Raw genomic sequence first — 24647 nt, 5'->3', positions numbered from 1 at the left:
ACAGAATTATGGCGGATTTAGCCCCAAATACGGTGCAAAAGATTTCGCAATTGCTCAATCGTTTGCCCAAGCTGCCCGCAGAAATGACGGCACGAAATATTCTGATCTTTTGTGTGATTGCATTACTGTGTTTCGGTTCGGTCATGGTCGCGTCGGCTTCAATGCCCTATGCGGAATATATTCATGAAAGCCCATTTTATTTCCTGATTCGTCACGGCATTTCAATTGTCGTGGCAGCGGTGGTCGCATTCCTGACGTATCGGGTGTCATTGAATCTGTGGTTTAAAAATGCCTTTCCATTATGGCTCATTACTATTGTGTTGCTATTGGCGGTGTTGGTGGTGGGTTCCGAAGTGAACGGGGCGCATCGTTGGATCAAGGTCGGTGGTTTTACCTTGCAGCCGACTGAAATTGCCAAGATTGTGATGGCGATTTTCACTGCAGATTACGTGGTACGCCGTGCTAAAGAGGTGCGAACGCACTGGAAAGGTTTATTGCGTCTGAGTGGTGTGATGGCTTTAACCGTGGGGTTTATCGTAGCCGAGCCTGACTTGGGGGCAACCGTCGTTATCGTGTTAATGATGGTGGGGGTGTTCTTCTTGGCGGGGGCACCTGCCACGCAGTTCTTGATCATGCTGGGTGCAATCTTTGCAGGTGTCAGTGCACTGATTATCTTTGAACCGTTCCGTTTCCAGCGTTTGATTTCATTTACCAACCCATGGGCTGATCCATTGGGTGTGGGTTATCAGCTTTCCAATGCCTTGATGGCCTTTGGTCGTGGTGAATGGTTTGGAACTGGCTTGGGTCATAGTGTGCAGAAGCTTTCTTATTTGCCTGAAGCCCATACCGACTTTATGCTGGCGGTTTTAGGGGAAGAGTTCGGTTTCTTTGGTGTGACGGTGGTGATGCTGCTGTCTTTTACCATGTTGGCTTGTTGTATTCGTATTGGTCATCGTGCTTTACAGCATAATTATTTACGTGCTGGTTATTTGGCCTACGGGATTAGCATCATTTTCCTGATGCAGATTCTGGTAAATGCGGGCATGAACATGGGGCTAATGCCAACCAAAGGTTTGACTCTGCCTTTCATTAGTTATGGTGGTACATCATTGATGATGTGTGCTGCGATGATCAGTTTAATCCTGAAAATTGATGCATCGACACAAGAGCTGAACCCTGTGAAAGAAGAGTCGAATTTCTAGGATATTCAAACAAATAAAAAAGCCCTGTCATGATGCAGGGCTTTTTTATTGCTTATAAATAGGTACCAGTTAAATGAATGCCTTTCGGAATTAAATTCACATCCCACTGCTGCACGGCCTGTTGTAGCATGATACGTGGCTGATCCAGTTCAACAGATGCTTGTCCCAAAGCTAGAATAGCCTGATGCAGAAGTTCGGGCGCTTGGCTGATATCAAGGGCTTGTGCCAGATTTTGTTTAGACAGTTTTTGGCCCTGATCATTCATAGCCAGCGGGAGATGCATATAACTTAGGGCAGGATAATTGAGTAAAGACCCTAGCCAGATTTGTCGAGCTGTATTGTTGAGTAGATCTGCACCACGCACCACATGGGTAATGCCTTGCAGATAATCATCGACCACCACTGCCAATTGATAGCTGATAATGCCATCACGACGCTTTAATACAAAATCACCAAGCTCATGCTGTAAGTTAGAACATTGTCGACCTTGTAAACGGTCCTCAAAACAAATCTGTTGATCAGTAACCTTTAAGCGAATCGCTTGATCAGTAAACGCTAAATTTAAATCGCGGCAAGTCCCGGCATAGATATGATTGGAACCCAGCATTTTACGGGTACATTGGCAGGCATAAATCGCATCGAATTGCTTGAGTTGCTCAAGCACCTGCTCATAGATCTCGAAACGATCTTTTTGAAAAATAATCTCTGCATCGGGTTCAAATTGAAAGGCATCGAGACATGCGAGAATATGTGTTTCGCTATCGGGATAAATGCGGGGGATATCGGTATCTTCAATTCGAACCAGCCAGTGGCCGTGATGGGCTTTGGCATCGCAATAACTGGCAACTGCGGTGAGCAGGGAGCCAAAATGCAAGGGGCCGGTTGGCGATGGCGCAAATCGTCCTATATAAGACATAAAGATTAAATGGTCGTGTGTTTTTAATCTTCCCCCAGACCCCTCCTTTATAAAGGAGGGGAGTACTCGAACATTATAAGTTTCTAAATTCTCAGTACTCCTCCCTTTTTAAAGGGAGGTTGGGAGGGATTATTAACCGTTGTTTTGCTTTTCTTTGATTTCAGCCAAAGTTTTGCAATCGATACATAATGTTGCAGTTGGACGAGCTTCTAAACGACGTAAGCCAATCTCGATACCACACGTTTCACAGAAACCATAGTCTTCGTTTTGAATCGCTTCAATCGATTGTTCGATTTTACGAATGAGTTTACGTTCACGATCACGTGTGCGTAGCTCAATTGCAAATTCTTCTTCTTGCGTCGCGCGGTCATTGACGTCTGGCAATGCGCTCGATTCGTCCTGCATCGTATTTAAAGTACGATCAACCTCAGACATTAACTCTGCTTTCCAGGCATTTAAAATTTGGCGGAAATGCTCAAGTTGTCCTTCAGACATATATTCTTCATTTTTCTTCGGCTGATAAGGGGCAATTCCAAACAGACTAGCAGTTGTACCACCTTCTGAAGCCTTCGGTTTGGTTTTACGGACACGTTTCGCCGATTTCAGATCATCAATCACTTCTGTCGGTTCGTCCAAGACTTGATTTTGGTTGTCATTCGCCATATAGGGCATTCCTCATCTTACACGTACTATCTATACGCAAAAAATATGGTGATATGCAAGTGTTTTTATAGAAACCTGAGATGGTTTTTCCCATCAAGGGTCGACATCATATAGAGTTTTTGAGCAAGATGGTAGTCATTGCCGTCTAGATTTTGTGAGAATTCGACAATGTAATTTGTAATCAAAAGTTTTAGGAACTGCTGCTATTTCAGCCATGCATTGTGTTATAGGCTAAAACAACATAAACAAGGCATGAAATACAGACAATGGCGATTCCCTTGTCAAGTTTCATAACGCAGTTTAGGGATGTTTTAGCCATAACCCTGCGGGGCAGGGAGATTTTTTGTCGCTACGATGTTAGGTTTTGTTTACTGAGAATGACTAAGCTTCACAAAACCTGCCTTGTACCGTCTAAAAAATATCCTCTGCCACAAGCATCTGTGAAATGTCAGCAGTCCCTAATCATATCCCAGAACTTCGGAACTGTTCATTCGTTGCGAAGTGGGTAAGCGATAGACCTGAGTTTCCAATTCACCATTGGCTTTGAGACGAATAAAGCGATAGCCCGGATGTTCTTCATCCAGAGCAAATTTATCACTCTTTGGCTTGAATTGAATACAGGTTGACGGCGTGGATAAAAACTCAATCCCTTGCCATGTATTAATCGAATCCTGATGCACATGACCGCAGACAATTGCTTTGACGTTGGAAAAGGGCTGGATCGTTTCCAGTAGGTCAGATGAGTTTTTGAGTTTGTGCTGATCTATCCATGCTGACTGCATCGCAAAAGGATGGTGATGACAAGCAATAATCACATGACGATCAGGGTATTGAATCAACAACTGGGTGAGTTGCTGTAATTGTTGCTCAGCAATTTTACCGTCAATACGCTTGGGCTGTGCACTATTCAATAAAATAATGCACCATTGCCCTAATTCAATCACGGTTGGCTGTGCCTGATCTGCTTCATGAAATGGGAAATGCGAGACATCGTCATGATTGCCTGGTGTCTGGAAAAAGGGGATTCCCAGGCTTTGCATATGCTGGACATAGCGCTTATAGGTTAATGGGGTTGGTGATTGTGCCAAGTCCCCAGTATGTACAATCAGGTCAATATGAGGGTGTTGTTGGCGCATCAAGTCGATTACAGCATGAAAACTTTGTTCGGGCTGCATGCCGACAAATTCTAAATGGGGATACTCGAGTAAATGTGTATCAGTAATCTGTATCATCACAAAATCTTGTTGCGATAATGATGAGACTTGGAAAGTCACCGTCTTTAGCCCCTTCAGATTTTTATCTTTGTTGTATATGTTGAGACAGCCACTGCAATGCCATGATTACAGGTGCGTTTCTCAACCGCCCGTTATTTAATAATGCTTCTAATGCGGAATAATCAAATAGATGGAGTTGAATATTTTCACCCTCATCCGGCATTCCAAAAATGCCCCCGTCTTTTGGTAAATCAACTTCTGCAACATATAAATGAAAAAATTCAGAGCATGCACCAGCAGAAGGGTAGAAGCTAAATAAATGTTTTAATGTCGTGATCTCACAGCCTGATTCTTCAAGACTTTCACGGCGGATACAGTTTTCAGGAGATTCATCTCCATCGAGTACCCCTGCAATAATCTCGAGTTGCCATGGAGAAACAGGATCATTCAACGCACCGACACGGAATTGCTCAATCAATGCAAAACGTTGTTGTTGGTCATTATAAAGTAAAACGCCCGCAGCTTCTGGACGATGAACCAATTCACGTTGAATTAAAGTTGAATAATCTTCTCGGTAAAATAACCGGTGTTTTAAACTCACTTTCTCAACTTGAATAAACCCTCGAAATAGAGGCTCTCGAGATTCTATCGTTACGTCGGTTGCTGAGTAGCTGGCGTGGTCAAGAATAGTCATCTTCAATCAGGATGAGATTGTACATATCTCATCCTAACCGAGAATGATTCGCAGGAAAATCTTTTTTTAGTCGATTTACACTTTGTGGTACAATTTTTGACCATGTTCCTGATAAGCGGTTTTCATGGCATTGAGACCTGCTTCAACTTCTGTTTCAGCATCGTTTGACTGCTTGGCATTGTGTTGATTTTGCGCATAATCTCGCACATTCTGTGTGATTTTCATGGAACAGAATTTGGGTCCGCACATGGAACAGAAATGTGCCGACTTATGGGCTTCTTTTGGCAGCGTTTCATCATGCATGCTACGTGCTGTATCAGGATCCAGACTTAAATTGAACTGATCATCCCAACGGAATTCAAAGCGTGCTTTGGATAAGGCATTATCACGTACTTGTGCCCCCGGATGGCCTTTGGCCAAGTCAGCGGCATGTGCGGCAATCTTATAGGTGATGATGCCATCTTTGACGTCTTTTTTATTGGGTAAGCCCAAATGCTCTTTGGGTGTGACGTAACATAACATGGCTGTGCCGTACCAACCGATCATTGCCGCCCCAATCGCAGACGTAATATGGTCATAGCCGGGGGCGATATCGGTGGTCAGTGGTCCAAGCGTATAGAACGGTGCTTCTTTACAGACTTCAAGTTGCAGATCCATATTTTCCTTAATCATATGCATTGGCACATGCCCCGGACCTTCAATCATCACCTGCACATCGTGTTCCCAAGCGCGATGGGTGAGTTCGCCTAGGGTTTTTAGTTCACTAAACTGCGCTTCATCATTGGCATCTTGTACACAGCCTGGACGTAGACCATCACCTAAACTGAAGGATACGTCATAGGCTTTCATGATCTCGCAGATTTCATCAAAATGGGTGTACAGGAAGTTTTCTTGGTGATGTGCCAGACACCATTGCGCCATAATCGAACCGCCCCGAGAGACAATCCCTGTCAGACGATTCGCTGTCATGGGTACATAACGCAGTAATACACCTGCATGGATCGTAAAATAATCCACGCCTTGTTCCGCTTGTTCAATCAGGGTGTCTTTAAAGATCTCCCAAGTGAGGTCTTCAGCCACACCATCGACTTTTTCCAAAGCTTGGTAGATCGGAACGGTCCCGATTGGAACAGGGGAGTTGCGGATGATCCATTCTCGGGTTTCATGGATATTCTTACCTGTTGATAAGTCCATGATGGTGTCAGCGCCCCAACGGGTTGCCCAGGTCATCTTCGCGACCTCTTCATCAATGGAGGAGCCAAGCGCAGAGTTGCCGATATTGGCATTGATCTTCACCAGAAAGTTACGACCAATAATCATGGGTTCGCATTCTGGATGATTGATATTGGCTGGGATAATGGCACGACCAGCAGCGACTTCCTGACGTACAAACTCAGGGGTAATTTCTGTTAAATTCTGCGCCCCGAAATTTTGACCTGCATGTTGACGCATATCCACACCCTCACCTTGGCGCTGGTTTTCTCGAATCGCAATATATTCCATTTCAGGGGTAATAATACCCTGCTTGGCATAATGCATTTGTGTCACGTTTTTGTTTGCTTGTGCGCGGCGTGGGTTTTGAATATGAGCAAAACGAATGTCAGCAGTACGGATATCTTTTAAACGGGCTTGGCCAAACGCAGAACTCAGACCAGAAAGTACATCGGTATCTTGACGTTCTTCAATCCATGCTTGACGGACCAAGGGTAAGCCTTTATTTAAGTCGATCTGTACATTTGGATCGGTATATACCCCAGAGGTATCATAGACCATGACGGCTGGGTTGTGTTCACCCCCTAAGCCCGTCGGTGTTTCGGTTAAGCTGATTTCACGGAAAGGCACCTGGATATCAGGGCGAGAACCTTCAACATAAACCTTGCGGGATGCAGGTAAAATACGGGTTAAATCTTTAGCGTCTTGCTCATGTTGAGCGGAGATGTCAGCAGGGGAAAGATTCGTTAATTGGTTCATGGCATGATCCTTATGTATGGCATTAACGAATCAAGCACGACCAAAAACAATGGCGGATTTATCTCTATGATAAATAAAGGCTAAGTTTTTGCTGGGCTTGATTCCTACGCAGGTGTTAACCTGATCAGGTTCAACGGTACTCATCTTTAAATCAGGTGATTAAGATAATCTCAGCAGTTGATTAACTGCGCTCCGTCAAGCTAGGCATTTAGACTAACAGATTTTTTAGTTTTTGTTGTATCAATTCATGCTCATCTCTCAGCAGCAAATCCATGCTATTGTCATAAAACTTTCATCATTTCTATGTTCTAATCACCAATCATTTTTTCCATGTGTCTAGTGGAGGCATACTGTGAGCCCAAGCAATCCTGTGTTAAGTCATCATATTTCTTCACAATTTAATGAAGACTTGCAAGATGTGCATACCAAGTTTATGACCATGGGGGGATTGGTAGAGCAGCAAGTTGCTAACTCAATTCATGCTTTATTAGACACAGATGCTAATTTAGCGATAGATGTTCAGTTCAAAGACAATGCGGTAAATCAGTTTGAGCGTGATATTGATGAAGGTTTAACCTTAATTCTTGCACGCCGTCATCCTGCCGCGATTGATTTACGTATGGTCATTGCAATGAGTAAGGCCAATACAGATTTGGAACGTATCGGTGATGAAGCTGCAAAAATTGCCCGTATTGCACAAAACCTTTGTGAAGAAGGTGAGTCGCCACGTGGTTATATGGAAACACGTCATATTGGTAATCAGGTTCGTGTCATGATTCATGATGCATTAGATGCATTTGCTCGTTTAGATGTTGAACAAGCGTTGAAAGTAGTAATGGCGGATGTCGATATTGACCGTGAATATCAATCGGCGACACGGACCTTAATGACTTATATGATAGAGGACCCTCGTCATATTGCACGCGTGATTAATGTCATGTGGGTACTGCGCTCCTTGGAACGTATTGGCGATCATGCCCGTAACATTTCAGAGCAAGTGATTTATATGGCGAAAGGGATGGATGTACGTCATACCAGCATCGAAGAAATTGAACAGAAAGTACATCAAAAATAAGCGTAAAAATAAAATAACTTTAGACCGCCCGATACCGGGTGGTTTTTTATTTATAGGGTATACAAATAAAAAAATCCCAGACTTCGGGGGAAAGTCTGGGAGAGAAATATCATGCGTTACGTGAGATATCAACGTATCTCTTTGTCCTTCTGCATACAACTATAGGCTGAGCTGATGGATGTGTCATGTAGACAACTGTGTATACTCTGTAAGGCTTTATTACTTATGTAAATATCACGTAAAAAGAGAGCCGTTTTCAGCTCTCTTTCTATCGTAAGTTAAACCGAGTTACTTATTTCTCTTCGGTCCAGCCTTCAGCTTTTTCGACGCTTTCATCGTTATTGAAAAACTTCTCGCGCTGTTCTTCAAGAAACTTTTTCGCATCCGGTTCAAACACGTTTAAGCGTTTTTCATTAATGAGCGTGGTTTGGTGTTTTAACCATTCCTGCCATGCCTGTTTGGAAACCGTTTCAAATAACTCTTGGCCCTTGGCTCCAGGGAAGGGAGCAAAGTCTAAACCTTCAAGTTCTTGTTTGTATTTACGGCAAAAGACTTGTCTAGTCATTGTAGATCCTTAAACGTATAGCTGTTCTAGGCGAGTATGCGCACGAGCAATCGCAGCTTCGACTTGTTTTGGTGAGGTACCACCAATGTGATCGCGGGCGTTGACAGAAGCTTCTAGCGTGAGTGCTTTATCAAAAACATCTGCTGTAATTAAATCAGAGAATTGTTGGAGTTGTTCGAGGGTGAGTTCAGATAGATCTTTTTCTTCTGCCACGCCTAAAGCCACTGCTTTACCGACAATTTCATGCGCATCACGGAATGCAACACCTTTTTTCACAAGGTAGTCGGCCAGATCAGTTGCGGTGGAGAAGCCACGCAACGCGGCTTCACGCATGATTTCGATATTTGGAACCAAAGCAGGCACCATATCGGCAAAGGCCATCAATGAACCACGAACGGTATCAATTGCATCAAACAAAGGTTCTTTGTCTTCCTGATTGTCTTTATTGTATGCTAAAGGTTGACCTTTCATGAGGGTCAATAGGCTGATTAAGTCACCAAATACACGGCCTGACTTACCACGAACCAGTTCTGGAACATCTGGATTTTTCTTCTGTGGCATGATGGATGAGCCGGTGCAGAAGCGATCTGGAATGTTGACGAATTTGAATTGAGCTGAAGTCCATAGAATCAGTTCTTCTGACATGCGTGATAAATGCATCATGATTAAAGACGCCGCTGCGTTAAATTCAATGGCAAAATCACGATCTGAGACCGCATCCAGCGAGTTTTCTGAAACGGCTTCAAAACCCAGTAATTCTGCAGTATAGGCGCGATCAATCGGATAGGTGGTGCCTGCCAATGCCGCTGAGCCGAGCGGCATACGATTGACACGTTTACGACAGTCTTGCAAACGCTCAGTGTCGCGCACTAACATTTCAAACCATGCCAATAAATGATGGCCGAAAGTGACGGGTTGGGCAGTTTGTAAATGGGTAAAGCCGGGCATGATGGTGTTGGTATTGTTGCTGGCTAAGCTGAGTAAGCCTTTTTGTAAGCGAAGTAATAAGCCTAGGATGTCATCGATCTCATCGCGTAAATATAAACGGATATCAGTGGCAACCTGGTCGTTACGGCTACGGCCCGTATGTAATTTTTTCCCTGTAATGCCAATTCGTTGAGTCAAACGAGACTCAATGTTCATATGTACGTCTTCTAAATCAATGCGCCATTCGAAATTGCCTGCTTCGATTTCTGCTTTAATCGTGCTTAAACCTTGGATAATGTCGTCACGTTCAGCTTCAGTCAGCACTCCGACTTTAGCAAGCATGGTGGCATGTGCAATCGAACCTGCAATATCTTGTTTATAAAAACGTTGGTCAAATTGCACAGATGCGGTAAATTCTGCAACAAAAGCATCAGTTGCTTCAGAGAAGCGACCGCCCCACATTCCAGAGGTTTGATTCGGGCTGGCTGAAGAAGAGGATTGAGAAGATGTGGTCATGGCGGCTCAGCAAAATAAAAAAGAGTATAGCAAATCCAAACGCAGTTGCCGAAACTCGACGTAAGAAGTTATCGCAAACTCGTCAGGGGGGAAATCCATCAGGCTCCTATTTTTTTACGAAAATTGGGCAATGGCAACACTTATTAGAATTAATTGTTGCCAGTAATGTTCTGGCGATGGTACTGGCATTGGCGGAAGCAAGGTCGTGGCAGGCTTTGGAGGGTGTTCGTGTCTTGCAATATATGTTTTTTATTAACTGGGTGATTTTATCATTTTCGGCATTGGTCGATTATTTTCAGGACTTCTTTGCCAAGTTTAGTCAAAAGGTCGCTCTGGTTCTGGGTTTTATTCTGCTGCAACTGATTGTCCTGTTCACCACCTGTGTTGTGAATATTCTGCAATATTGGGTCACACGTTCTGGAGCATTTTCTGAAGAGATTTTATTTCAGGGCACCAGCTTGCACTTAGGTTATGGGGTGTTGCTGGGTGCTTTCTGCATGCGCTATTTATACATGCGTGAGCAGTGGATGAATCAGCAATATAGCGAGTTGAATGCCCGAATTCAGGCAATGCAGGCACGTATTCATCCACATTTTTTGTTTAATAGTTTAAATAGTGTGGTGAGTTTAATCACGATTGACCCTGATAAAGCCGAAAATATGCTGATCAACTTATCCCGGCTGTTTAGAGCCAGTTTTCAGGAACTGAAGCTGGTGAGTCTGGCCGAGGAAATTGATTTGTGTCAGCACTATTTAAGTATAGAAAAAATGCGTTTAGGCGCGCGTTTAAATGTAGAATGGAATATACAGGCAACTCCCATCGAATTAAAACGGGTCACGATCCCACTATTAACATTGCAACCTTTGCTTGAGAATAGTATTTTTCATGGAGTGGAAAAAGTTTTGCAGCCTTCAACCATTAGCGTATTGGTTGAAATATTGCAAAATCAAGTCAGTATAGTCATTACTAACCCTTATTCTCACGATACAATAAAATCGAGAAAAGGAAATGGTATTGCGATCGAGAATGTGGAGCAGCGCTTGAAGGCCTATTATGGGCAAACGGTCAAGTTTCAGATTTACGGGGGAGTGTCGTTATATACGACGGTGGTGAATTACCACTATCAAGTAAAATAATAAGTCCGGTTAACCATAAAAATGATGGATGAAGTTAACGGTGACAAGGAGAAGAGGATGAGAGTTCTGATTGCTGATGATGAGCCTCTCGCAGTAGAGCGGTTGTCACGTTTGGTGACCCAAATGGGACATGAAGTCATTGCGACGGCGCATCATGGTCAGGATGTGCTAAATCATATTGAAAATGACTCACCTGATGTCGTTTTATTAGATATTCAAATGCCTGGCATGAATGGTTTGGAATGCGCTGAACAACTCAGTCAGCTCAATCCTCGCCCTGCCATTATTTTTTGTACGGCATATGATCAACATGCATTGGAAGCATTTAAATTTCAAGCACAAGGATATTTACTGAAACCTGTTGCACTACAAGACTTACAACAGGTGTTTAATCATTTAACCCAACTTACACAAGCACAAATGACTGGTTTACAACAACAAGACGATATGTACGAGACCAAGGCTCAACGCCATCAAATTGCTGCGAAAACTTATCGCGGGGTAGAACTGATTCCATTGGAAAATGTTTATTACTTTTTAGCAGACCAAAAATATGTCACTGTGCGTCATAAAAATGGCAGTGTATTGATTGATGAAACACTAAAAGATTTAGAGCATGAATTTGCAGATCGCTTTATTCGGATTCATCGTAATGCGTTGGTCTCGCTTGATTATCTGGAAGGCTTGGAACTGGTTGCAGCAGGACAGTATCAGGTACGTTTACGTGAACTGGAAGAACGCTTGTCGGTTAGTCGTCGCCATTTGCCAAGTTTAAGAGAGTGTATGCACCAATTGTAAATCGTGCTATTCCGGTGAATGAATCAGCACATTATGATTTTTTACTTGCAATTTTAGGCGAGCAAGTTAAGTTGGGAGCAATTGCTTTGATCCAGACCTCACTTGAATTTATGAAAACCTTAAAAATTGCCACCCGCCAAAGTCCGCTTGCATTGTGGCAGGCTGAGCATATTCGCGCTCGTTTAAATGCGCTTTATCCGGATTTAACGGTAGAGCTGGTTAAGTTTGTGACACAGGGTGACAAGATTCTGGATACACCATTGGCAAAAATTGGTGGTAAGGGATTGTTTGTCAAAGAACTAGAAGCTGCCTTGCTGGATGGTCGTGCAGATTTGGCGGTGCATTCGATGAAAGATGTACCCATGCACTTGCCAGAAGGACTAACTTTGGCTGTGATCTGTGAACGAGAAGATCCGTTGGATGCATTTGTTTCCAATCGCTATCAGCATTTTGATGAGCTGCCGCAAGGAGCTAAGGTTGGCACTTCAAGCCTGCGTCGTAAATGTCAGATTTTACAGCAGCGTCCAGATTTAGAAATTATCGATTTACGCGGTAATGTGGGGACGCGTTTATCTAAGCTGGATGATGGTTTATACGATGCCATTATTTTAGCCAGCGCAGGTCTAAAACGTTTAGGTTTGGCTGACCGTATTCGTCATTGTTTAGCACCCGTATTGAGCTTGCCTGCGGTGGGTCAAGGCGCACTTGGCCTAGAATGCCGTGCAGATGATGGAGCACTATTAGAATTGATCCAGCCCTTACAACATGCAGAAACGTCGATCTGTGTCCGTGCAGAACGTGCCTTTAATGCCTATCTAGAAGGTGGCTGCCAAGTCCCGATAGCAGGTTATGCGACTTTGGTCCATGATCAATTACAGATTGAAGGGCGTGTTGGTAGTGTTGATGGTAAGACTTTGCTGAAAGAGCAATTGGTCGGTACAGCAGCAGATGCTGAACAATTGGGTGAGCAACTTGCACAACGCTTATTGGCGCAGGGTGCAGGGGAATTGCTCAAAGCACTGTATTAATGCTGTTTATCAATACACGACCTGATCAGCGTGCATCTGCTTTAACCCAGGCGCTGGATCAAGCGGGGTATCAGGTCGAAGCCCTACCTTTGCTGGAATTAGTGGCTGAGCCTTTTTCCAATGTTTTACAACAGCTTTATCTGGAGCTGAGCCATGTTCAGGCGGTTGTTGTGGTGAGTCCGACAGCCGTTGATATCGGGATGCGCTATTTACAGCAAGCAGGTATAGCACTGGATCAGCTTAAACATATTCAATGGATTGCGGTTGGGCAAGCGACCGCGCAGGCATTGGCTCGATTTGAGCTACAGAGCTTGGTACCTGAGGTGGAAACCTCAGAGGGGATGTTGCATCTGCCAATTTTAAAACAGCAAACAGATTTAAAGAAAATCGCATTTTGGCGTGGCTTGGGTGGACGACAGTTTATGATGCAACAATTGCAGCAGCGAGGTGTCGAAATCCTGAACTTTGTGCTCTATCATCGGCAATGTCCCAAGCAAAGTGTTGCAGTATTTCCTGAAATTGTAAAAAAAATAAGTTTAAATCAACCTGTTGCTGTGCTGATCAGTAGTGAAGCCAGCTGGAACTATTGGCAGCAATTATGTACTCAGCATCAACTGACTGCCCAGTGGATCTATTTGGTTTTAGGTGCACGTCTGGATCAGTTGGTACGTTGTTCACAACCCGCCACAACGGAAAGCTTTAACATTATTCAGCTTGAAAATTTATCCGCATCAGAGATCATTCAACGCATGAGTGACTGGCAAGGACATGTATGAGAAAAATTGGTTATCTAATATTAGGATTGAGTTTACTGTGGTTGGCTAAGCTCAGTTACGATGTTGCACAATATTCTCAAACGCTTCCTCAGCTTCAACAGCAATTGACTCAAACCGAACAGCGCTATGCCTTATTAAATGATCAGTTGGTAGCGCTACAACGCCAACTGCAAAATAATCATGTAATTGAACCTGCGGATAAAACTTCTACTCCGATGACTGTTGAGGGAATTTCTCCGATTCTTTTAATTAAACAGCAGATGCAGCTGGTTCAATTTGCCTTGGATCAGCAACAAGTTATTTATGCCTTGGAGCAGTTAAATCAGGTTCAGCAGCATGTGCTGCAATATGCAGTTTCTCCTGCCTTGCAAGACAGTTTGATTAAAGCGATTCAGCAGGATAAACAGGCGATTCAGCAATTTGTATTAAGCAGGACTCAACAGCAACAACAGCTGGATCATTTATTGCAGCAGCTGGATCAGAAGATTCAGCAAGACATTCAAAACCCGAAAGTGCGTATTGAAAAGAGTGCAGGTGCTGAATGGTGGCAGTGGTTTAAGTTGGAAAAAGTACAACGTTCTACCCCAGATTTAATGAGTCGTAAAATTATCTTAAAAGAGGCTCAATTGCGGTTGTTACTCGCATCACAAGCATTGCAGCAGGGGCAATTTGCGGACTACCAGAAATCAGTTCAAGAAGTCATCCAGTTACTTGCTGAATTACCTGATCAGAATAGCCAGCAAATAAAATTACGTTTAGAGAAAATCTTAAATCAGCAAGCTGTACCAACACCGAAATTAACTAGCTTAGGTTTGTTGGGATAATTGCTTATGAAACAGTTAATGTTGATTTATTTGCTTGTTGGATTGGTATTATTTGCACTCTTTTCAGTCTTGAGTTATGGCTTTGGCAGTGGGTACGTTTATATCTATTGGCGAGAATGGCAGTTCCAAAGTAATGTCTTGGGGCTACTCGCTTTATTGATTTTTATAAGTTTATTGGCACAACTCATCGCGCTGATGAGCAAGCGATATTGGACACGTGAACAGCGGAAAAAAGAAACCATTCTCCATTTTAAAGACCTGCATCCATATGAGCAGTTAGGCATCGTCTGGTTATTGGAGGCTGCAAAAGATCAGCAGGTTTTTATTGAGCGTGTGTTTACTCAATCTGGATTACTCAGCAATATTATTGACGCGCAATTTGATTATAAAAATGGTGATTATGAAGCTGCCTTGCAGAACTTGGAAAAATCAGCGCCGATGGCATTTGAATTAGCTGAACTGCAACGTATTGATATTTTTCTTGAGCAGAAAGAAACTGAAAAAGCACTGACCCATTTGGAGTTTCTTGCACAGCACCAACTTTCGCCGTGGTTAATCGAAATTGAAACAGCGTATCAACAGCGTATTACTGCATTATGGGGCAAACTTGCTTTGCAAGAACCATGGCTATTTCTACAAACCACGCAATATGGCCTGCTCGATGCTGAACATCGTGATTTATGGTTGCAGCAGTTATTGATTCGATTTGATCAGGCTACAGTAGATGATCTTGCGGCATTGCAGCAACGTTATCTGGTTTTACAAGATGAGATCCAGTCTCGCCCATATAGCAGTAAGGTACTTTGGCTTAAATTACTGGCCCGTATGCCTGAAATGAGTGTGCAGCATGAAGATCTGGCTTTACATCTCTTGCAAGATCAATTTGATCCTGAGGTGTTTTATCTTTGGTTCCAGCAACAATTGTTAAAGCAGATTCCCGATTATAGTTATGTTGAACAACGTATTATTCAGCTGGAGCAGCGCTATACCAGCGTGCCAATGCTGACCTTTGCACAGTGGCATATTTATATGGCGACACAGCGTCAGGCAGAGGCGGAACAACTATTAAACTTATATCCTGATAATATATTAATGAGCTATTTAAGAATCAAGTCGATGCTGGGTGATAATCAGGACTTAATCAAGCAGTTAAATTTAATATTTGAAAATGATGTGAATTTTCTTAATTTCAAGATATGAGTGTGAAAATGAAGGAACTGTCTGTCTATCCGGTTATCCATAAGCAAACGGTGGCTTGGGGGGATATGGATGCTTTTGGCCATGTAAATAACGTGCAATATTATCGTTATATGGAGAGTGCGAGAATTAGTTATTTAATGGCATTGAATATCTTTGATCTAGAGATATTGACGGTGGTCGCATCCAGTCAATGTAAATATTTGAAACCCGTATTTTATCCAGATGTGCTACATATTGGTGCGCGAATTGAAGAACTCAGAAATAGTGCTTTTCGTATGCATTATGTTCTCTGGAGTGAAACACAAAACCAAATAGTAGCCACGGGTGAAGCTGTTATGGTTTGTGTAGATAAAGTGACAGCAACAAAACTGAATATTCCTGATCTAATCAGACGGAGAATAATTGAATTAGAGCAAGGAGTCGGGCATTCTCTAATATCTCATTAATTATTATAAAGACGATTATGTCTACTTTTGTTTGATTATATAGAAAATTTATATAATAAGGTTCAAATTGCTCATTTGTAAAAGGGGCGGAATTGAACCAGATTTTTTGCTAATGAAATTAGAATTTTTTAGATAAAATTAAGATTAAATTAATATAAAACGTGTTGATTGCTCTGCTTTGTTTCAATTTTATAAAATATGTTTTTATATAGCAGACCACTTTTTTTGTTTTATTGTAAATAAAATGCCATTTTGTACGGTATATACGATTAAGTGGGTTATTCTTATATTGATTATTTAATCATTTATAAATTAATATTGAATCGAATTTCAAATTCATTTTATTTTTCGAGTGATATATTTCCCCTATTAAGTTGGAGTGGTTCTAATGAAGCCAGATATTAGCGATTTATCTGTAGAAGATTTAAAACGTTTACAAGCAGAAGCAGAAGCTTTGATTGCAAGCAAAAAAGATCAAGCCATTGAAGATGCATATAATCAAATTATCGCGATTGCAGATGCGATTGGTTATAGCGTTGAAGAATTATTGGAAGTGGGTGAGCAAAAGCGTAAGAAAACAACGCGTAAAGCAGTAGAGCCACGTTACCGTAATAAGAGCAATACTGAAGAGACTTGGACTGGTCGTGGTAAACAACCACGCTGGTTAGTTGCAGAATTAGAAAAAGGTGCAAAACTTGAAGATTTCCTAATCTAAGCAAGTTTTAAAGTCATCGTTTTGTCATACGATGACTTTATCCTTTATCAAAAGCCAGGCTTAAAAAGCTTGGTTTTTTTATATGAGAGAATTGGCGATGTTGAAAAAGTATGCATAATGTCATTCAGGGGGCAATTGTCTCAAAAAGGATGATATTTGTATGTTGGTAAGGGTGGAATGAAGAAAAAAACCAAGCAATGGAGATGGTGGATTTTCGCCATTTTTGCATTTTTAATTTTTATTATTTTACAAATTCCAGCAACATGGTTAATTGCGAAATTTTCAAAAGATAATCAAATATTACATAATGTCAGCGGTAACATCTGGCAGGGGCAAGCTGACTGGCAACGTGGCCAATTGCGTGGTTCAGTACACTGGAAAACCCGTCCGCTTGATTTACTTTTACTACGTGTTGGTGCAAATCTCGATATTCATAGTGGTAATACCCAATTCAATGGCGTTTTTGCTTACGGTCTTGGCAAAAAAATCATGATTAAAGATCTGCAAGGAAAAATTTCGCCTGAAACCCTAAAATATTTTGCCAACTGGCAGTGGCCTGAAAACTCAATCCAGCTGAAAGACGTACAATTGAATTACCAAAAAGAAAAAGGCTTTAGCGCGACAGAAGGTCAATTGAATTGGGGAGGCGGTGCGTTGGCCTATACTTTTGGTCAGCGTCAAGATCGGATGAATATGCCTTCCTTGGCGGCTAGCCTTAAAGATGATAATGGGCAATTACAAATCGATGTTCGTGATCAACGCAGTCAGAAAATGGCGAATCTTAGCCTAGACGCCAACCTGATGCTGGATGTACAACTGACCCAGCGGATGTTGTTAAATATTCCATCTTATGAAGGTAAGGCGGGCTTAGACACTTATGTGATCAGTTCGCGGCAACCTTTGTTGCAAGGTGGTTTCTGATGAAAGCAATCACTGAAAAAATACAACAGTTGCGTTGGCAAAAACTGGATAAGCTCGGTGGCGTGGTTCTGGCATTATTGATTTTATGGCTGTGCTGGAAGCTGGCTTCATTATTCTGGTGGGTGGTTGCACCACCACAACCGATGCAATTTGACCGGGTTGAATTAGGCTCGCAGCAGGCCCAAGTGCCTAATATCAGTTCTTTTGCTTTATTTAATGAACCTGCAGCAACTTCAGCCGATGATAATCTCAATCTGGAACTGCAAGGTGTATTGCTGGGTCAACCCAATTACCTATCTTCTGCCGTGATTAAGTTGAATGATACAGCTGAACGCTACCGCGTTGGAGAAACAGTGGGTTCAACTTCATATCAACTGGCAGAAGTGTACTGGGATCATGTGGTTTTGAAGCAAGGCAATGGTGCAACCCGAGAAGTTAAATTTAAGGGCTTGGATAAAGGCTTATATCAACCAGTTGAACCCGTACTGAATAATCGTAATGGTGTAATACCTCCGCCTACGCCAGCACCACAGAGCCAGAGTTCTCCTCAATCTGCGCTTGGGCAGGCGATTCAACAAATACAAGATAATCGAGAGCAATATCTGAAAAATATGGGGGTCAGTGGTGGTGGTGCCGATGGCTATGAAATATCAGACAAGACGCCTTCGAATTTAAAAAATACCTTGGGTTTGCGTGCTGGTGATCGTATTCTATCGATCAATGGTCAAACTGTCGGGCAGGGACTCAACGAAGTACAATTATTAGAGCAAGTACGTCGTGAAGGGCATGCCAAAATAGAAATAAAACGTGGTGATCAAGTGATGACCATACAACAAAGTTTTTAGTGATCATACGTCACACATCAGTTAGGAATAAGTGCAGGTTATGGCTGTTTTAAATCATCAACGTCCACTTTGGGCATTACTTGCCGCAGCACCTTTGATTGCGACAGTGAGTACCCATGTGCAAGCACAAACATGGAAGATCAATCTACGTGATGCAGACTTAACCGCATTCATTAATGAAGTTGCGGATATTACAGGCAAGAACTTTGCGGTTGACCCACGTGTACGCGGCAATGTCACGGTTATTTCCAACAAGCCGCTGAATAAAGATGAAGTGTATGACCTATTTTTAGGCGTGCTCAATGTTAATGGTGTGGTGGCACTCCCTTCAGGCAACACGGTTAAGCTGGTACCAGACAGTAATGCCAAGAACTCCGGGATTCCTTACGATGCACGCAGTCGTGCCGGTGGTGATCAAATTGTGACTCGGGTGATCTGGTTGCAAAATACCAATCCGAATGACCTGATTCCCGCTTTACGCCCATTAATGCCACAATTTGCACATTTGGCGGCGGTTGCGGGAACCAATGCTTTAATTGTTTCTGATCGCGCAACCAATATCTATCAGCTTGAAAATATCGTGCGTAATCTGGATGGTACGGGTCAAAATGATATTGAAGCGATTAGTTTGCAGTCGAGTCAAGCTGAAGAAATTATTGGCTTGTTGGAGACCATGAGTGCAACGGGTGCATCGAAAGACTTTATTGGCTCGCGGGTGCGGATTATTGCTGATAATCGAACCAATCGGATTCTGATCAAAGGTGACCCAGACTCACGGAAACGTTTGCGTCAAATGATTGAAATGCTGGATGTACCCTCCGCAGATCGATTGGGTGGTCTTAAAGTTTATCGTTTGAAATATGCGAGTGCAAAAAACTTAGCCGAGATTTTACAAGGTTTAGTAACAGGACAATCTGCATCTTCGTCATCTACATCAAATAGTACCAATCGACCAAATTCGGTGAGTAATCTGATGTCGAATAATCAGAACTCCAGTTCATCAACAGGTTCATCGGTTTCTACCCCGTCAATTAACTTAAACAGCAATTCCAACAATAGCCAAAACTCAAGTATTACCAGTTTTAATCAAGGTGGCGTGAGTATTATTGCAGATCCTGCACAAAATGCTTTGGTGGTCAAAGCTGATCCGCAGTTGATGCGGGAAATCGATGCGGCAATTCAGCAATTAGATACGCGTCGTCAGCAGGTATTAATCGAGGCTGCAATTATGGAGGTGACGGGTGATGATGCGGATCAACTCGGTGTGCAGTGGGCTTTGGGTGACCTGAGTAGTGGCATTGGTTTACTGAGTTTTAGCAATGTAGGTGCAAGCCTGTCTAAAATTGCCGCTGGTTATTTAACCGGTGGGGCAGCAGGTGCAGCAGGCGTGCTTGGAAGCACGAATGGGGGCACTGGGAGTGGCGCAAGTTTCGCGGTCGGTGACTTTAGTAATCCGCGACGTGCATACGGTGCCTTAATTCAGGCTTTAAAGACCAATACCAAATCCAATCTATTGTCTTCTCCATCGATTGTGACCATGGATAATGAAGAAGCCTATATTGTTGTTGGTCAAAACGTTCCCTTTGTAACGGGTTCTGTGGCAACGACAGGGAACAGTACGGTTAACCCTTATACGACGGTTGAACGTAAAGATGTCGGGGTGACTTTAAAGGTCATTCCGCATATTGGTGAAGGGGGATCTGTACGTTTAGAAGTCGAACAAGAAGTTTCCAATGTACAAAGCAATAAAGGTCAAGCTGCCGATTTGGTGACCAGCAAACGTGCGATTAAAACCTCAGTTTTGGCTGATCATGGTCAAACAGTGGTTTTGGGGGGGCTAATTTCGGATGATACGGAACAATCTCGTCAGAGCCTGCCACTGTTAGGGGATATTCCTTATCTAGGTCGCCTATTTAGTTCAAATACAAGAAGTAATGTAAAACGTAATCTTTTGGTTTTCATCCACCCTTCAATTGTGGGGGATGCTGATGATGTGCGTCGTATTTCGCAACAACGTTATAATCAACTCTATAGTTTGCAGCTTTCAATGGATAAGAATGGTAATTTTGCCAAGTTACCAGAGAATGTTGAAGATATTTATAATCGACAAGCACCTGTGGTCAATTCTCCTTATCAAAAGGTTCCAACTGCGACGCAGGGTAAAGCGGTGGTGGTGACCACACCAGTTGCTGTTGAAGCACCCCAAGTGCAACAGCGAACAGTGCAATTACCAGTCAAGGAAACCGAGCGCAGTAAAAATACCGTGACCACAACGACGATCCGACCCGCCTCTTCACAGTAGATGCACAGAAGCGCTTATGTCACAATGTTATGATTGCAAGAAATTATATAAGGATATGCATCTATGACTTGGAAATTGCAAGCCATTACAGGTGAATTTACGGGGCAAGAACTGAGTGTCGAACGTGACATGTTGGTGGGCAGACATCAAGATGCGGATATTTTGCTACAGTCAGCAGATATTTCGCGTCGCCATGCGGCGTTATTGCTGAAAGATCAGCAGTTATGGGTACAAGACCTGAACTCGTCGAATGGTACATTTATTAATGATACGCGTGTTGAGCAGGAAACTGAGCTACACGATGGCGATATTCTGCAGTTTGCCAGTTTTGTCTTTTCAGTACTTGCGCCAGCGGTATCTGAAGCTGAATTACCAGAAATCGAGATTGAACCTGTAGCGTCAAATTCTACGGATCAGGGTATGCCAAGTATTGCTGAACGTGCAGTCGAGACGCCGATCACGCGTGATGGAATGCCGCAGCAAGTGGCGATTCCAAAGCCAGCACCAATCCCTGAAGGAATCAATGTACAGGCCGTACCAACACCACAACCTGTGCCGATTGAAGCACCTGTTTCGCGTGTGACTGAGGAAAAAGAGCAGCAGAAGAATGCTTCGGTTGGCCTCATTTCTATTATTGTATTGATCATTTTAGCGGTGATTGCCTGGCTATTCTTTAAATAATTGGGCGAAGCTTTTACAATCAAGGCATGCCCTCCTGGGTGTGCCTTTTTCATTTCTGGGGTCTAAAGGATGTCTGTTGCACAGTTACAACACCGTAGTCTTATTTTATTTGATTTAGACGGAACACTTGTCGATTCCGCTGCTGACTTATATCGCTCTATGAACCTGAGTTTAGAAAAACTGGGTTTGGCGAAGGTGACAGAGGTTCAAGTTCGGGATTGGGTGGGGAAAGGTGCAGCCAAACTGTGTGAGGCTGTGCTAGAACATCAGTTTGGACAAGTTGAGGCTCAACAGCAAGAGCAACTCCTCAGTACATTTGTTGCTGTTTATGCGCAGGAGCTCTGTGTCAATACGCAAATATATGAGGGGGTTTTACCATTTTTAGATTATTGTCAAAAGCATGATATTGCGATGGCCTGTGTAACCAATAAGCCTAAACAGCTGGCAAAAGGGATTCTTGATCTCTTGGCTTTGAGTCCGTATTTTAAAATGGTGATAGGGGGAGATAGTCTTGCTGAACGTAAACCACATCCATTGCCATTGCTACACTGTGTGCAGGCACAGAAGACCACCACAACAGCAACACTGATGATTGGGGATTCAAGTAATGATGTTGAAGCCGCCAGACGTGCAGGTATTGATTGTATTGTGGTCAGCTATGGCTATAATCATGGAGAAAGCATCTATGACTGTCAGCCGCAGCAAGTGGTCGATAGTTTGGCAGAATTGATAGAAGAAGATTTAGTAAGGAGACCAGCATGAAGATGATTATGGTTTTTCGATGGCGGGCTTGAGACAGCACTAAAGAAAAAACGCACAGAAATTAAAAACCATAGAGAAGATTCATGACCACCTTAATACAGTTTGAACAATTAAAAGCTACAGGCTATAACACCATTCCTGTCTATCGCCAACGTTTGGCCGATACTGAAACGCCACTTTCTGTTTTTGCACGTTTTAAACACCACAAGCAAGCCTATCTATTTGAGTCGGTTGAAGGGGGAGAAAACTGGGCGCGCTATTCCATGATCGGTTTGGGTGAGTCTACCGTTTTTTCCTGTAATGCCGGTGTGCTCACGGTGCAGCAGGCAGATGGTTCGGTGAGTCAACAGGCGTGTGCCGATCCCTTTAATTATATCCGTGAGTTTCAAAGCCAGTTTAAAGTCCCTACGCAAGTTGAGTTGCCTGATTTACCAAGCTTTACTGGAGGATTGGTGGGTTATTTAGGCTATGACGCTGTACGTTATATTGAGCCAAAACTGAAAAACGTGCCTGCTGCTGATCCTGTAACATTGCCAGATCTTTGGCTAATGCTCTCTCAAACTGTGATTGTGTTTGATAATTTAAAAGATACTTTATTTCTCATTCATCATGCCGATGCCAATCAGCCTGATGCCTATGCTCAAGCCCAGCAAAAGCTGGATCAACTGGAGCAATTATTGGCAACACCTGTGAGTTTGCAGGCAAAACCGCACACAGCACCGCATTTTGAGTCCATTACAGGCAAAACAAAATTTCTTGAAACCATTGAAAAGGTCAAAGAATATATCCGTGCAGGGGATGTGATGCAGGTGGTGCCTGGCCAGCGTATGGTGTCTGACTTTGATGGTGAGGCGCTACAGGTGTATCGTGCGTTGCGGCATTTAAATCCATCGCCATATTTATTTCTTGTACAGGGGCAAACCCTGACAGATCAAAAGCCATTCCATATTGTCGGCTCTTCGCCAGAGATTCTGTCTCGCTTGGAAAATGGCATTGCAACGGTTCGCCCGTTGGCGGGAACACGACCACGTGGCAAGACCAAGGAAGAGGATCTTGCCTTAGAACAAGATTTACTGGCAGATGAAAAAGAGATTGCAGAACATCTGATGCTGATTGATCTGGGGCGCAATGATGTTGGACGTGTCTCTAAAATTGGTAAAGTCCAAGTCACTGACCGCATGGTAATCGAGCGTTATTCACACGTCATGCATATTGTCTCCAACGTACAAGGTGAAGTTCGGGATGATGTAGATGCTTTAGATGTATTTAAAGCTACTTTCCCGGCGGGAACACTTTCGGGTGCACCAAAAATTCGGGCCATGGAAATTATTGATGAAGTTGAGCCAGTAAAACGTGGTGTATTTGGTGGGGCAGTTGGATATTTAGGCTGGCATGGCGAAATGGATATGTCGATCGCGATTCGTACCTGTGTTATTCGTGATCAAAAGGTCTACGTGCAGGCTGGAGCAGGGTTGGTTGCAGACTCAAATCCTGAATCTGAGTGGAATGAAACCCAAATAAAAGCTCGCGCAGTGATCAAAGCGGTTGAATTATCGTCAAACGGATTGATTTTATGAGTTTTTAGCAGTTTTTTTAAAAAAAGCACTTGCATCGATTCAGAGTTTTGCTAAACTGCACACCGTTCCGATACGAAACGTACGAAACACTTAGAAAGCGCCGGCATAGCTCAGTTGGTAGAGCAACTGACTTGTAATCAGTAGGTCCACAGTTCGAATCCGTGTGCCGGCACCATCTTAAAAGTGTGGTAGTATAAAGTAGGTGAACAGCACTGTGTAAGTGTGATGTGGTGAGATTCCCGAGCGGCCAAAGGGGGCAGACTGTAACTCTGCTACGAAAGTTTCGAAGGTTCGAATCCTTCTCTCACCACCATTTAACTTCGATAGAAGTGGTCAGTACCAACATGCGGGAGTAACTCAGTTGGTAGAGTGGCAGCCTTCCAAGCTGCATGTCGCGAGTTCGATCCTCGTCTCCCGCTCCATCGAAGATGTCGCTCTTATAGCTCAGTGGTAGAGCACTCCCTTGGTAAGGGAGAGGTCTCGAGTTCAAATCTCGATAAGAGCTCCAGATATACAGCTTAGTGGAATTTCCACAACATTTTAAAGAAGCAGGCTATTATAGTCTGCTTTTCAAGTATTAGGTGTCTAGTTTTTTAGGCGAATGTCGATAAAGAAGGTTTTTCAGGGTTGTTTTTCTCTAAACTGGCGTCGACGTAAACGAGGAAAATCAAAATGGCTAAGGCTAAGTTTGAACGTAATAAACCACACGTAAACGTGGGTACAATTGGTCACGTTGACCATGGTAAAACAACTTTAACTGCTGCGATTGCAACTATCTGTGCAAAAACTTACGGCGGTGAAGCGAAAGATTACTCACAAATCGACTCAGCTCCTGAAGAAAAAGCACGTGGTATTACAATTAATACATCACACGTAGAATACGATTCTCCAAT

General features: G+C 43.1%; 24 protein-coding genes, 4 tRNA genes and 1 riboswitch. Of the genes, 21 read left to right on the top strand and 7 right to left on the bottom strand.

Annotated elements, in window-relative coordinates; translation table 11 throughout:
- Positions 1-8 precede the first annotated feature (8 nt).
- Positions 9-1202, top strand: coding sequence for a putative lipid II flippase FtsW (gene ftsW / locus F895_RS12305; protein ID WP_005240208.1), 1194 nt, complete (start codon positions 9-11; stop codon positions 1200-1202).
- Positions 1203-1254: 52 nt separating this feature from the next.
- Here the strand turns inward: ftsW and gluQRS are convergent, their stop codons facing one another.
- From gluQRS to thiC, 5 genes are all read right to left on the bottom strand, one after another.
- Positions 1255-2118, bottom strand: a complete 864-nt coding sequence (gene gluQRS / locus F895_RS12310; RefSeq protein WP_005240206.1) for a tRNA glutamyl-Q(34) synthetase GluQRS — start codon at positions 2116-2118, stop codon at positions 1255-1257.
- A 132-nt stretch (positions 2119-2250) separates the two neighbouring features.
- A complete protein-coding gene (dksA, locus tag F895_RS12315; protein WP_004656335.1) occupies positions 2251-2781 on the bottom strand; it encodes an RNA polymerase-binding protein DksA in 531 nt (176 codons plus the stop codon).
- Positions 2782-3239: 458 nt separating this feature from the next.
- A complete protein-coding gene (gene cpdA / locus F895_RS12320; protein ID WP_005240204.1) occupies positions 3240-4055 on the bottom strand; it encodes a 3',5'-cyclic-AMP phosphodiesterase in 816 nt (271 codons plus the stop codon).
- Between the two features lie 22 nt (positions 4056-4077).
- A complete protein-coding gene (locus F895_RS12325) occupies positions 4078-4689 on the bottom strand; it encodes an NUDIX domain-containing protein (RefSeq protein ID WP_005240202.1) in 612 nt (203 codons plus the stop codon).
- Positions 4690-4764: 75 nt separating this feature from the next.
- Positions 4765-6660: a phosphomethylpyrimidine synthase ThiC gene (gene thiC / locus F895_RS12330; RefSeq protein ID WP_005240201.1), complete on the bottom strand. Its 1896-nt coding sequence runs from the start codon at positions 6658-6660 to the stop codon at positions 4765-4767.
- An 84-nt stretch (positions 6661-6744) separates the two neighbouring features.
- A riboswitch (TPP riboswitch) is annotated at positions 6745-6865 on the bottom strand.
- Positions 6866-7012: 147 nt separating this feature from the next.
- Between thiC and phoU the strand changes: the two genes are divergently transcribed.
- Positions 7013-7735 (top strand): phosphate signaling complex protein PhoU, encoded by a 723-nt coding sequence (phoU, locus tag F895_RS12335; protein ID WP_005240197.1) that lies wholly within the window; start codon positions 7013-7015, stop codon positions 7733-7735.
- Positions 7736-8027: 292 nt separating this feature from the next.
- Here phoU and F895_RS12340 read toward each other — a convergent pair whose 3' ends face one another.
- Together F895_RS12340 and argH are read right to left on the bottom strand one after the other, a co-directional pair.
- Positions 8028-8300: an oxidative damage protection protein gene (locus tag F895_RS12340; protein WP_005240196.1), complete on the bottom strand. Its 273-nt coding sequence runs from the start codon at positions 8298-8300 to the stop codon at positions 8028-8030.
- Positions 8301-8309: 9 nt separating this feature from the next.
- Positions 8310-9743, bottom strand: a complete 1434-nt coding sequence (gene argH / locus F895_RS12345) for an argininosuccinate lyase (RefSeq protein ID WP_010589809.1) — start codon at positions 9741-9743, stop codon at positions 8310-8312.
- On the opposite strand from argH, the gene F895_RS12350 reads away from it, so the two are divergent.
- The 19 genes from F895_RS12350 to F895_RS12440 form a co-directional block, all read left to right on the top strand.
- The gene (locus F895_RS12350; RefSeq protein ID WP_005240194.1) at positions 9734-10879 is read left to right on the top strand and encodes a sensor histidine kinase; all 1146 of its coding nucleotides are present in this window, start codon (positions 9734-9736) and stop codon (positions 10877-10879) included. The two genes, argH and F895_RS12350, sit on opposite strands and share 10 nt — an antisense overlap.
- A gap of 57 nt (positions 10880-10936) precedes the next feature.
- A complete protein-coding gene (locus F895_RS12355) occupies positions 10937-11677 on the top strand; it encodes a LytR/AlgR family response regulator transcription factor (protein ID WP_005240193.1) in 741 nt (246 codons plus the stop codon).
- A gap of 110 nt (positions 11678-11787) precedes the next feature.
- Positions 11788-12705 carry a hydroxymethylbilane synthase gene (gene hemC / locus F895_RS12360; RefSeq protein ID WP_026040141.1) on the top strand — a complete coding sequence of 306 codons (918 nt, stop codon included), beginning with the start codon at positions 11788-11790 and terminating at the stop codon, positions 12703-12705.
- Positions 12705-13481 (top strand): uroporphyrinogen-III synthase, encoded by a 777-nt coding sequence (locus tag F895_RS12365; RefSeq protein ID WP_005240189.1) that lies wholly within the window; start codon positions 12705-12707, stop codon positions 13479-13481. The genes hemC and F895_RS12365 overlap by 1 nt, the downstream gene beginning before the upstream one ends.
- Positions 13478-14305 (top strand): hypothetical protein, encoded by an 828-nt coding sequence (locus F895_RS12370; RefSeq protein ID WP_005240187.1) that lies wholly within the window; start codon positions 13478-13480, stop codon positions 14303-14305. Before F895_RS12365 ends, F895_RS12370 begins: the two co-directional genes overlap by 4 nt.
- 6 nt (positions 14306-14311) lie before the next feature.
- Positions 14312-15505 (top strand): hypothetical protein, encoded by a 1194-nt coding sequence (locus tag F895_RS12375; protein ID WP_005240185.1) that lies wholly within the window; start codon positions 14312-14314, stop codon positions 15503-15505.
- Between the two features lie 8 nt (positions 15506-15513).
- Positions 15514-15951: an acyl-CoA thioesterase gene (locus F895_RS12380; protein WP_005240183.1), complete on the top strand. Its 438-nt coding sequence runs from the start codon at positions 15514-15516 to the stop codon at positions 15949-15951.
- A 388-nt stretch (positions 15952-16339) separates the two neighbouring features.
- A complete protein-coding gene (locus tag F895_RS12385; RefSeq protein ID WP_005240181.1) occupies positions 16340-16666 on the top strand; it encodes an H-NS histone family protein in 327 nt (108 codons plus the stop codon).
- 177 nt (positions 16667-16843) lie between these two features.
- Positions 16844-17587 carry a type II secretion system protein N gene (gene gspN / locus F895_RS12390; RefSeq protein WP_005240180.1) on the top strand — a complete coding sequence of 248 codons (744 nt, stop codon included), beginning with the start codon at positions 16844-16846 and terminating at the stop codon, positions 17585-17587.
- Complete coding sequence (locus tag F895_RS12395; protein WP_005240178.1) at positions 17587-18432, top strand: type II secretion system protein N; 846 nt, start codon at positions 17587-17589, stop codon at positions 18430-18432. Before gspN ends, F895_RS12395 begins: the two co-directional genes overlap by 1 nt.
- 40 nt (positions 18433-18472) lie before the next feature.
- Positions 18473-20734 (top strand): type II secretion system secretin GspD, encoded by a 2262-nt coding sequence (gene gspD / locus F895_RS12400; RefSeq protein ID WP_005240176.1) that lies wholly within the window; start codon positions 18473-18475, stop codon positions 20732-20734.
- A 63-nt stretch (positions 20735-20797) separates the two neighbouring features.
- Positions 20798-21415, top strand: coding sequence for an FHA domain-containing protein (locus F895_RS12405; protein WP_005240174.1), 618 nt, complete (start codon positions 20798-20800; stop codon positions 21413-21415).
- Positions 21416-21484: 69 nt separating this feature from the next.
- Positions 21485-22177 carry a phosphoglycolate phosphatase gene (locus tag F895_RS12410; RefSeq protein ID WP_005240172.1) on the top strand — a complete coding sequence of 231 codons (693 nt, stop codon included), beginning with the start codon at positions 21485-21487 and terminating at the stop codon, positions 22175-22177.
- 83 nt (positions 22178-22260) lie between these two features.
- A complete protein-coding gene (gene trpE, locus F895_RS12415; protein WP_005240171.1) occupies positions 22261-23754 on the top strand; it encodes an anthranilate synthase component I in 1494 nt (497 codons plus the stop codon).
- A 99-nt stretch (positions 23755-23853) separates the two neighbouring features.
- Positions 23854-23929 (top strand) — tRNA-Thr (locus F895_RS12420).
- Between the two features lie 54 nt (positions 23930-23983).
- Positions 23984-24067 (top strand) — tRNA-Tyr (locus F895_RS12425).
- A 33-nt stretch (positions 24068-24100) separates the two neighbouring features.
- Positions 24101-24176, top strand: a tRNA-Gly gene (locus F895_RS12430).
- Positions 24177-24187: 11 nt separating this feature from the next.
- Positions 24188-24262, top strand: a tRNA-Thr gene (locus F895_RS12435).
- Between the two features lie 164 nt (positions 24263-24426).
- Positions 24427-24647: GTP-binding protein (locus F895_RS12440; RefSeq protein ID WP_005240170.1), on the top strand; the 221-nt coding region annotated here is incomplete at its 3' end.

Source organism: Acinetobacter sp. CIP 64.2 (assembly GCF_000369645.1).
GTDB lineage: Bacteria > Pseudomonadota > Gammaproteobacteria > Pseudomonadales > Moraxellaceae > Acinetobacter.
Note: the sequence above shows the minus strand (reverse complement) of the source record. Positions and strands in the feature narration are given on the sequence as shown.

Coding starts and splice junctions, on each gene's coding strand:
- F895_RS12395 (WP_005240178.1), top strand. CDS start 17,587: ATGAAAGCAATCACTGAAAAAATACAACAGTTGCGTTGGCAAAAACTG.
- gluQRS (WP_005240206.1), bottom strand. CDS start 2,118: ATGTCTTATATAGGACGATTTGCGCCATCGCCAACCGGCCCCTTGCAT.
- F895_RS12380 (WP_005240183.1), top strand. CDS start 15,514: ATGAAGGAACTGTCTGTCTATCCGGTTATCCATAAGCAAACGGTGGCT.
- F895_RS12385 (WP_005240181.1), top strand. CDS start 16,340: ATGAAGCCAGATATTAGCGATTTATCTGTAGAAGATTTAAAACGTTTA.
- trpE (WP_005240171.1), top strand. CDS start 22,261: ATGACCACCTTAATACAGTTTGAACAATTAAAAGCTACAGGCTATAAC.
- F895_RS12355 (WP_005240193.1), top strand. CDS start 10,937: ATGAGAGTTCTGATTGCTGATGATGAGCCTCTCGCAGTAGAGCGGTTG.
- gspN (WP_005240180.1), top strand. CDS start 16,844: ATGAAGAAAAAAACCAAGCAATGGAGATGGTGGATTTTCGCCATTTTT.
- F895_RS12365 (WP_005240189.1), top strand. CDS start 12,705: ATGCTGTTTATCAATACACGACCTGATCAGCGTGCATCTGCTTTAACC.
- F895_RS12375 (WP_005240185.1), top strand. CDS start 14,312: ATGAAACAGTTAATGTTGATTTATTTGCTTGTTGGATTGGTATTATTT.
- dksA (WP_004656335.1), bottom strand. CDS start 2,781: ATGGCGAATGACAACCAAAATCAAGTCTTGGACGAACCGACAGAAGTG.
- F895_RS12410 (WP_005240172.1), top strand. CDS start 21,485: ATGTCTGTTGCACAGTTACAACACCGTAGTCTTATTTTATTTGATTTA.
- hemC (WP_026040141.1), top strand. CDS start 11,788: ATGAAAACCTTAAAAATTGCCACCCGCCAAAGTCCGCTTGCATTGTGG.
- thiC (WP_005240201.1), bottom strand. CDS start 6,660: ATGAACCAATTAACGAATCTTTCCCCTGCTGACATCTCCGCTCAACAT.
- gspD (WP_005240176.1), top strand. CDS start 18,473: ATGGCTGTTTTAAATCATCAACGTCCACTTTGGGCATTACTTGCCGCA.
- F895_RS12370 (WP_005240187.1), top strand. CDS start 13,478: ATGAGAAAAATTGGTTATCTAATATTAGGATTGAGTTTACTGTGGTTG.
- ftsW (WP_005240208.1), top strand. CDS start 9: ATGGCGGATTTAGCCCCAAATACGGTGCAAAAGATTTCGCAATTGCTC.
- F895_RS12405 (WP_005240174.1), top strand. CDS start 20,798: ATGACTTGGAAATTGCAAGCCATTACAGGTGAATTTACGGGGCAAGAA.
- argH (WP_010589809.1), bottom strand. CDS start 9,743: ATGACCACATCTTCTCAATCCTCTTCTTCAGCCAGCCCGAATCAAACC.
- F895_RS12325 (WP_005240202.1), bottom strand. CDS start 4,689: ATGACTATTCTTGACCACGCCAGCTACTCAGCAACCGACGTAACGATA.
- F895_RS12350 (WP_005240194.1), top strand. CDS start 9,734: ATGTGGTCATGGCGGCTCAGCAAAATAAAAAAGAGTATAGCAAATCCA.
- F895_RS12340 (WP_005240196.1), bottom strand. CDS start 8,300: ATGACTAGACAAGTCTTTTGCCGTAAATACAAACAAGAACTTGAAGGT.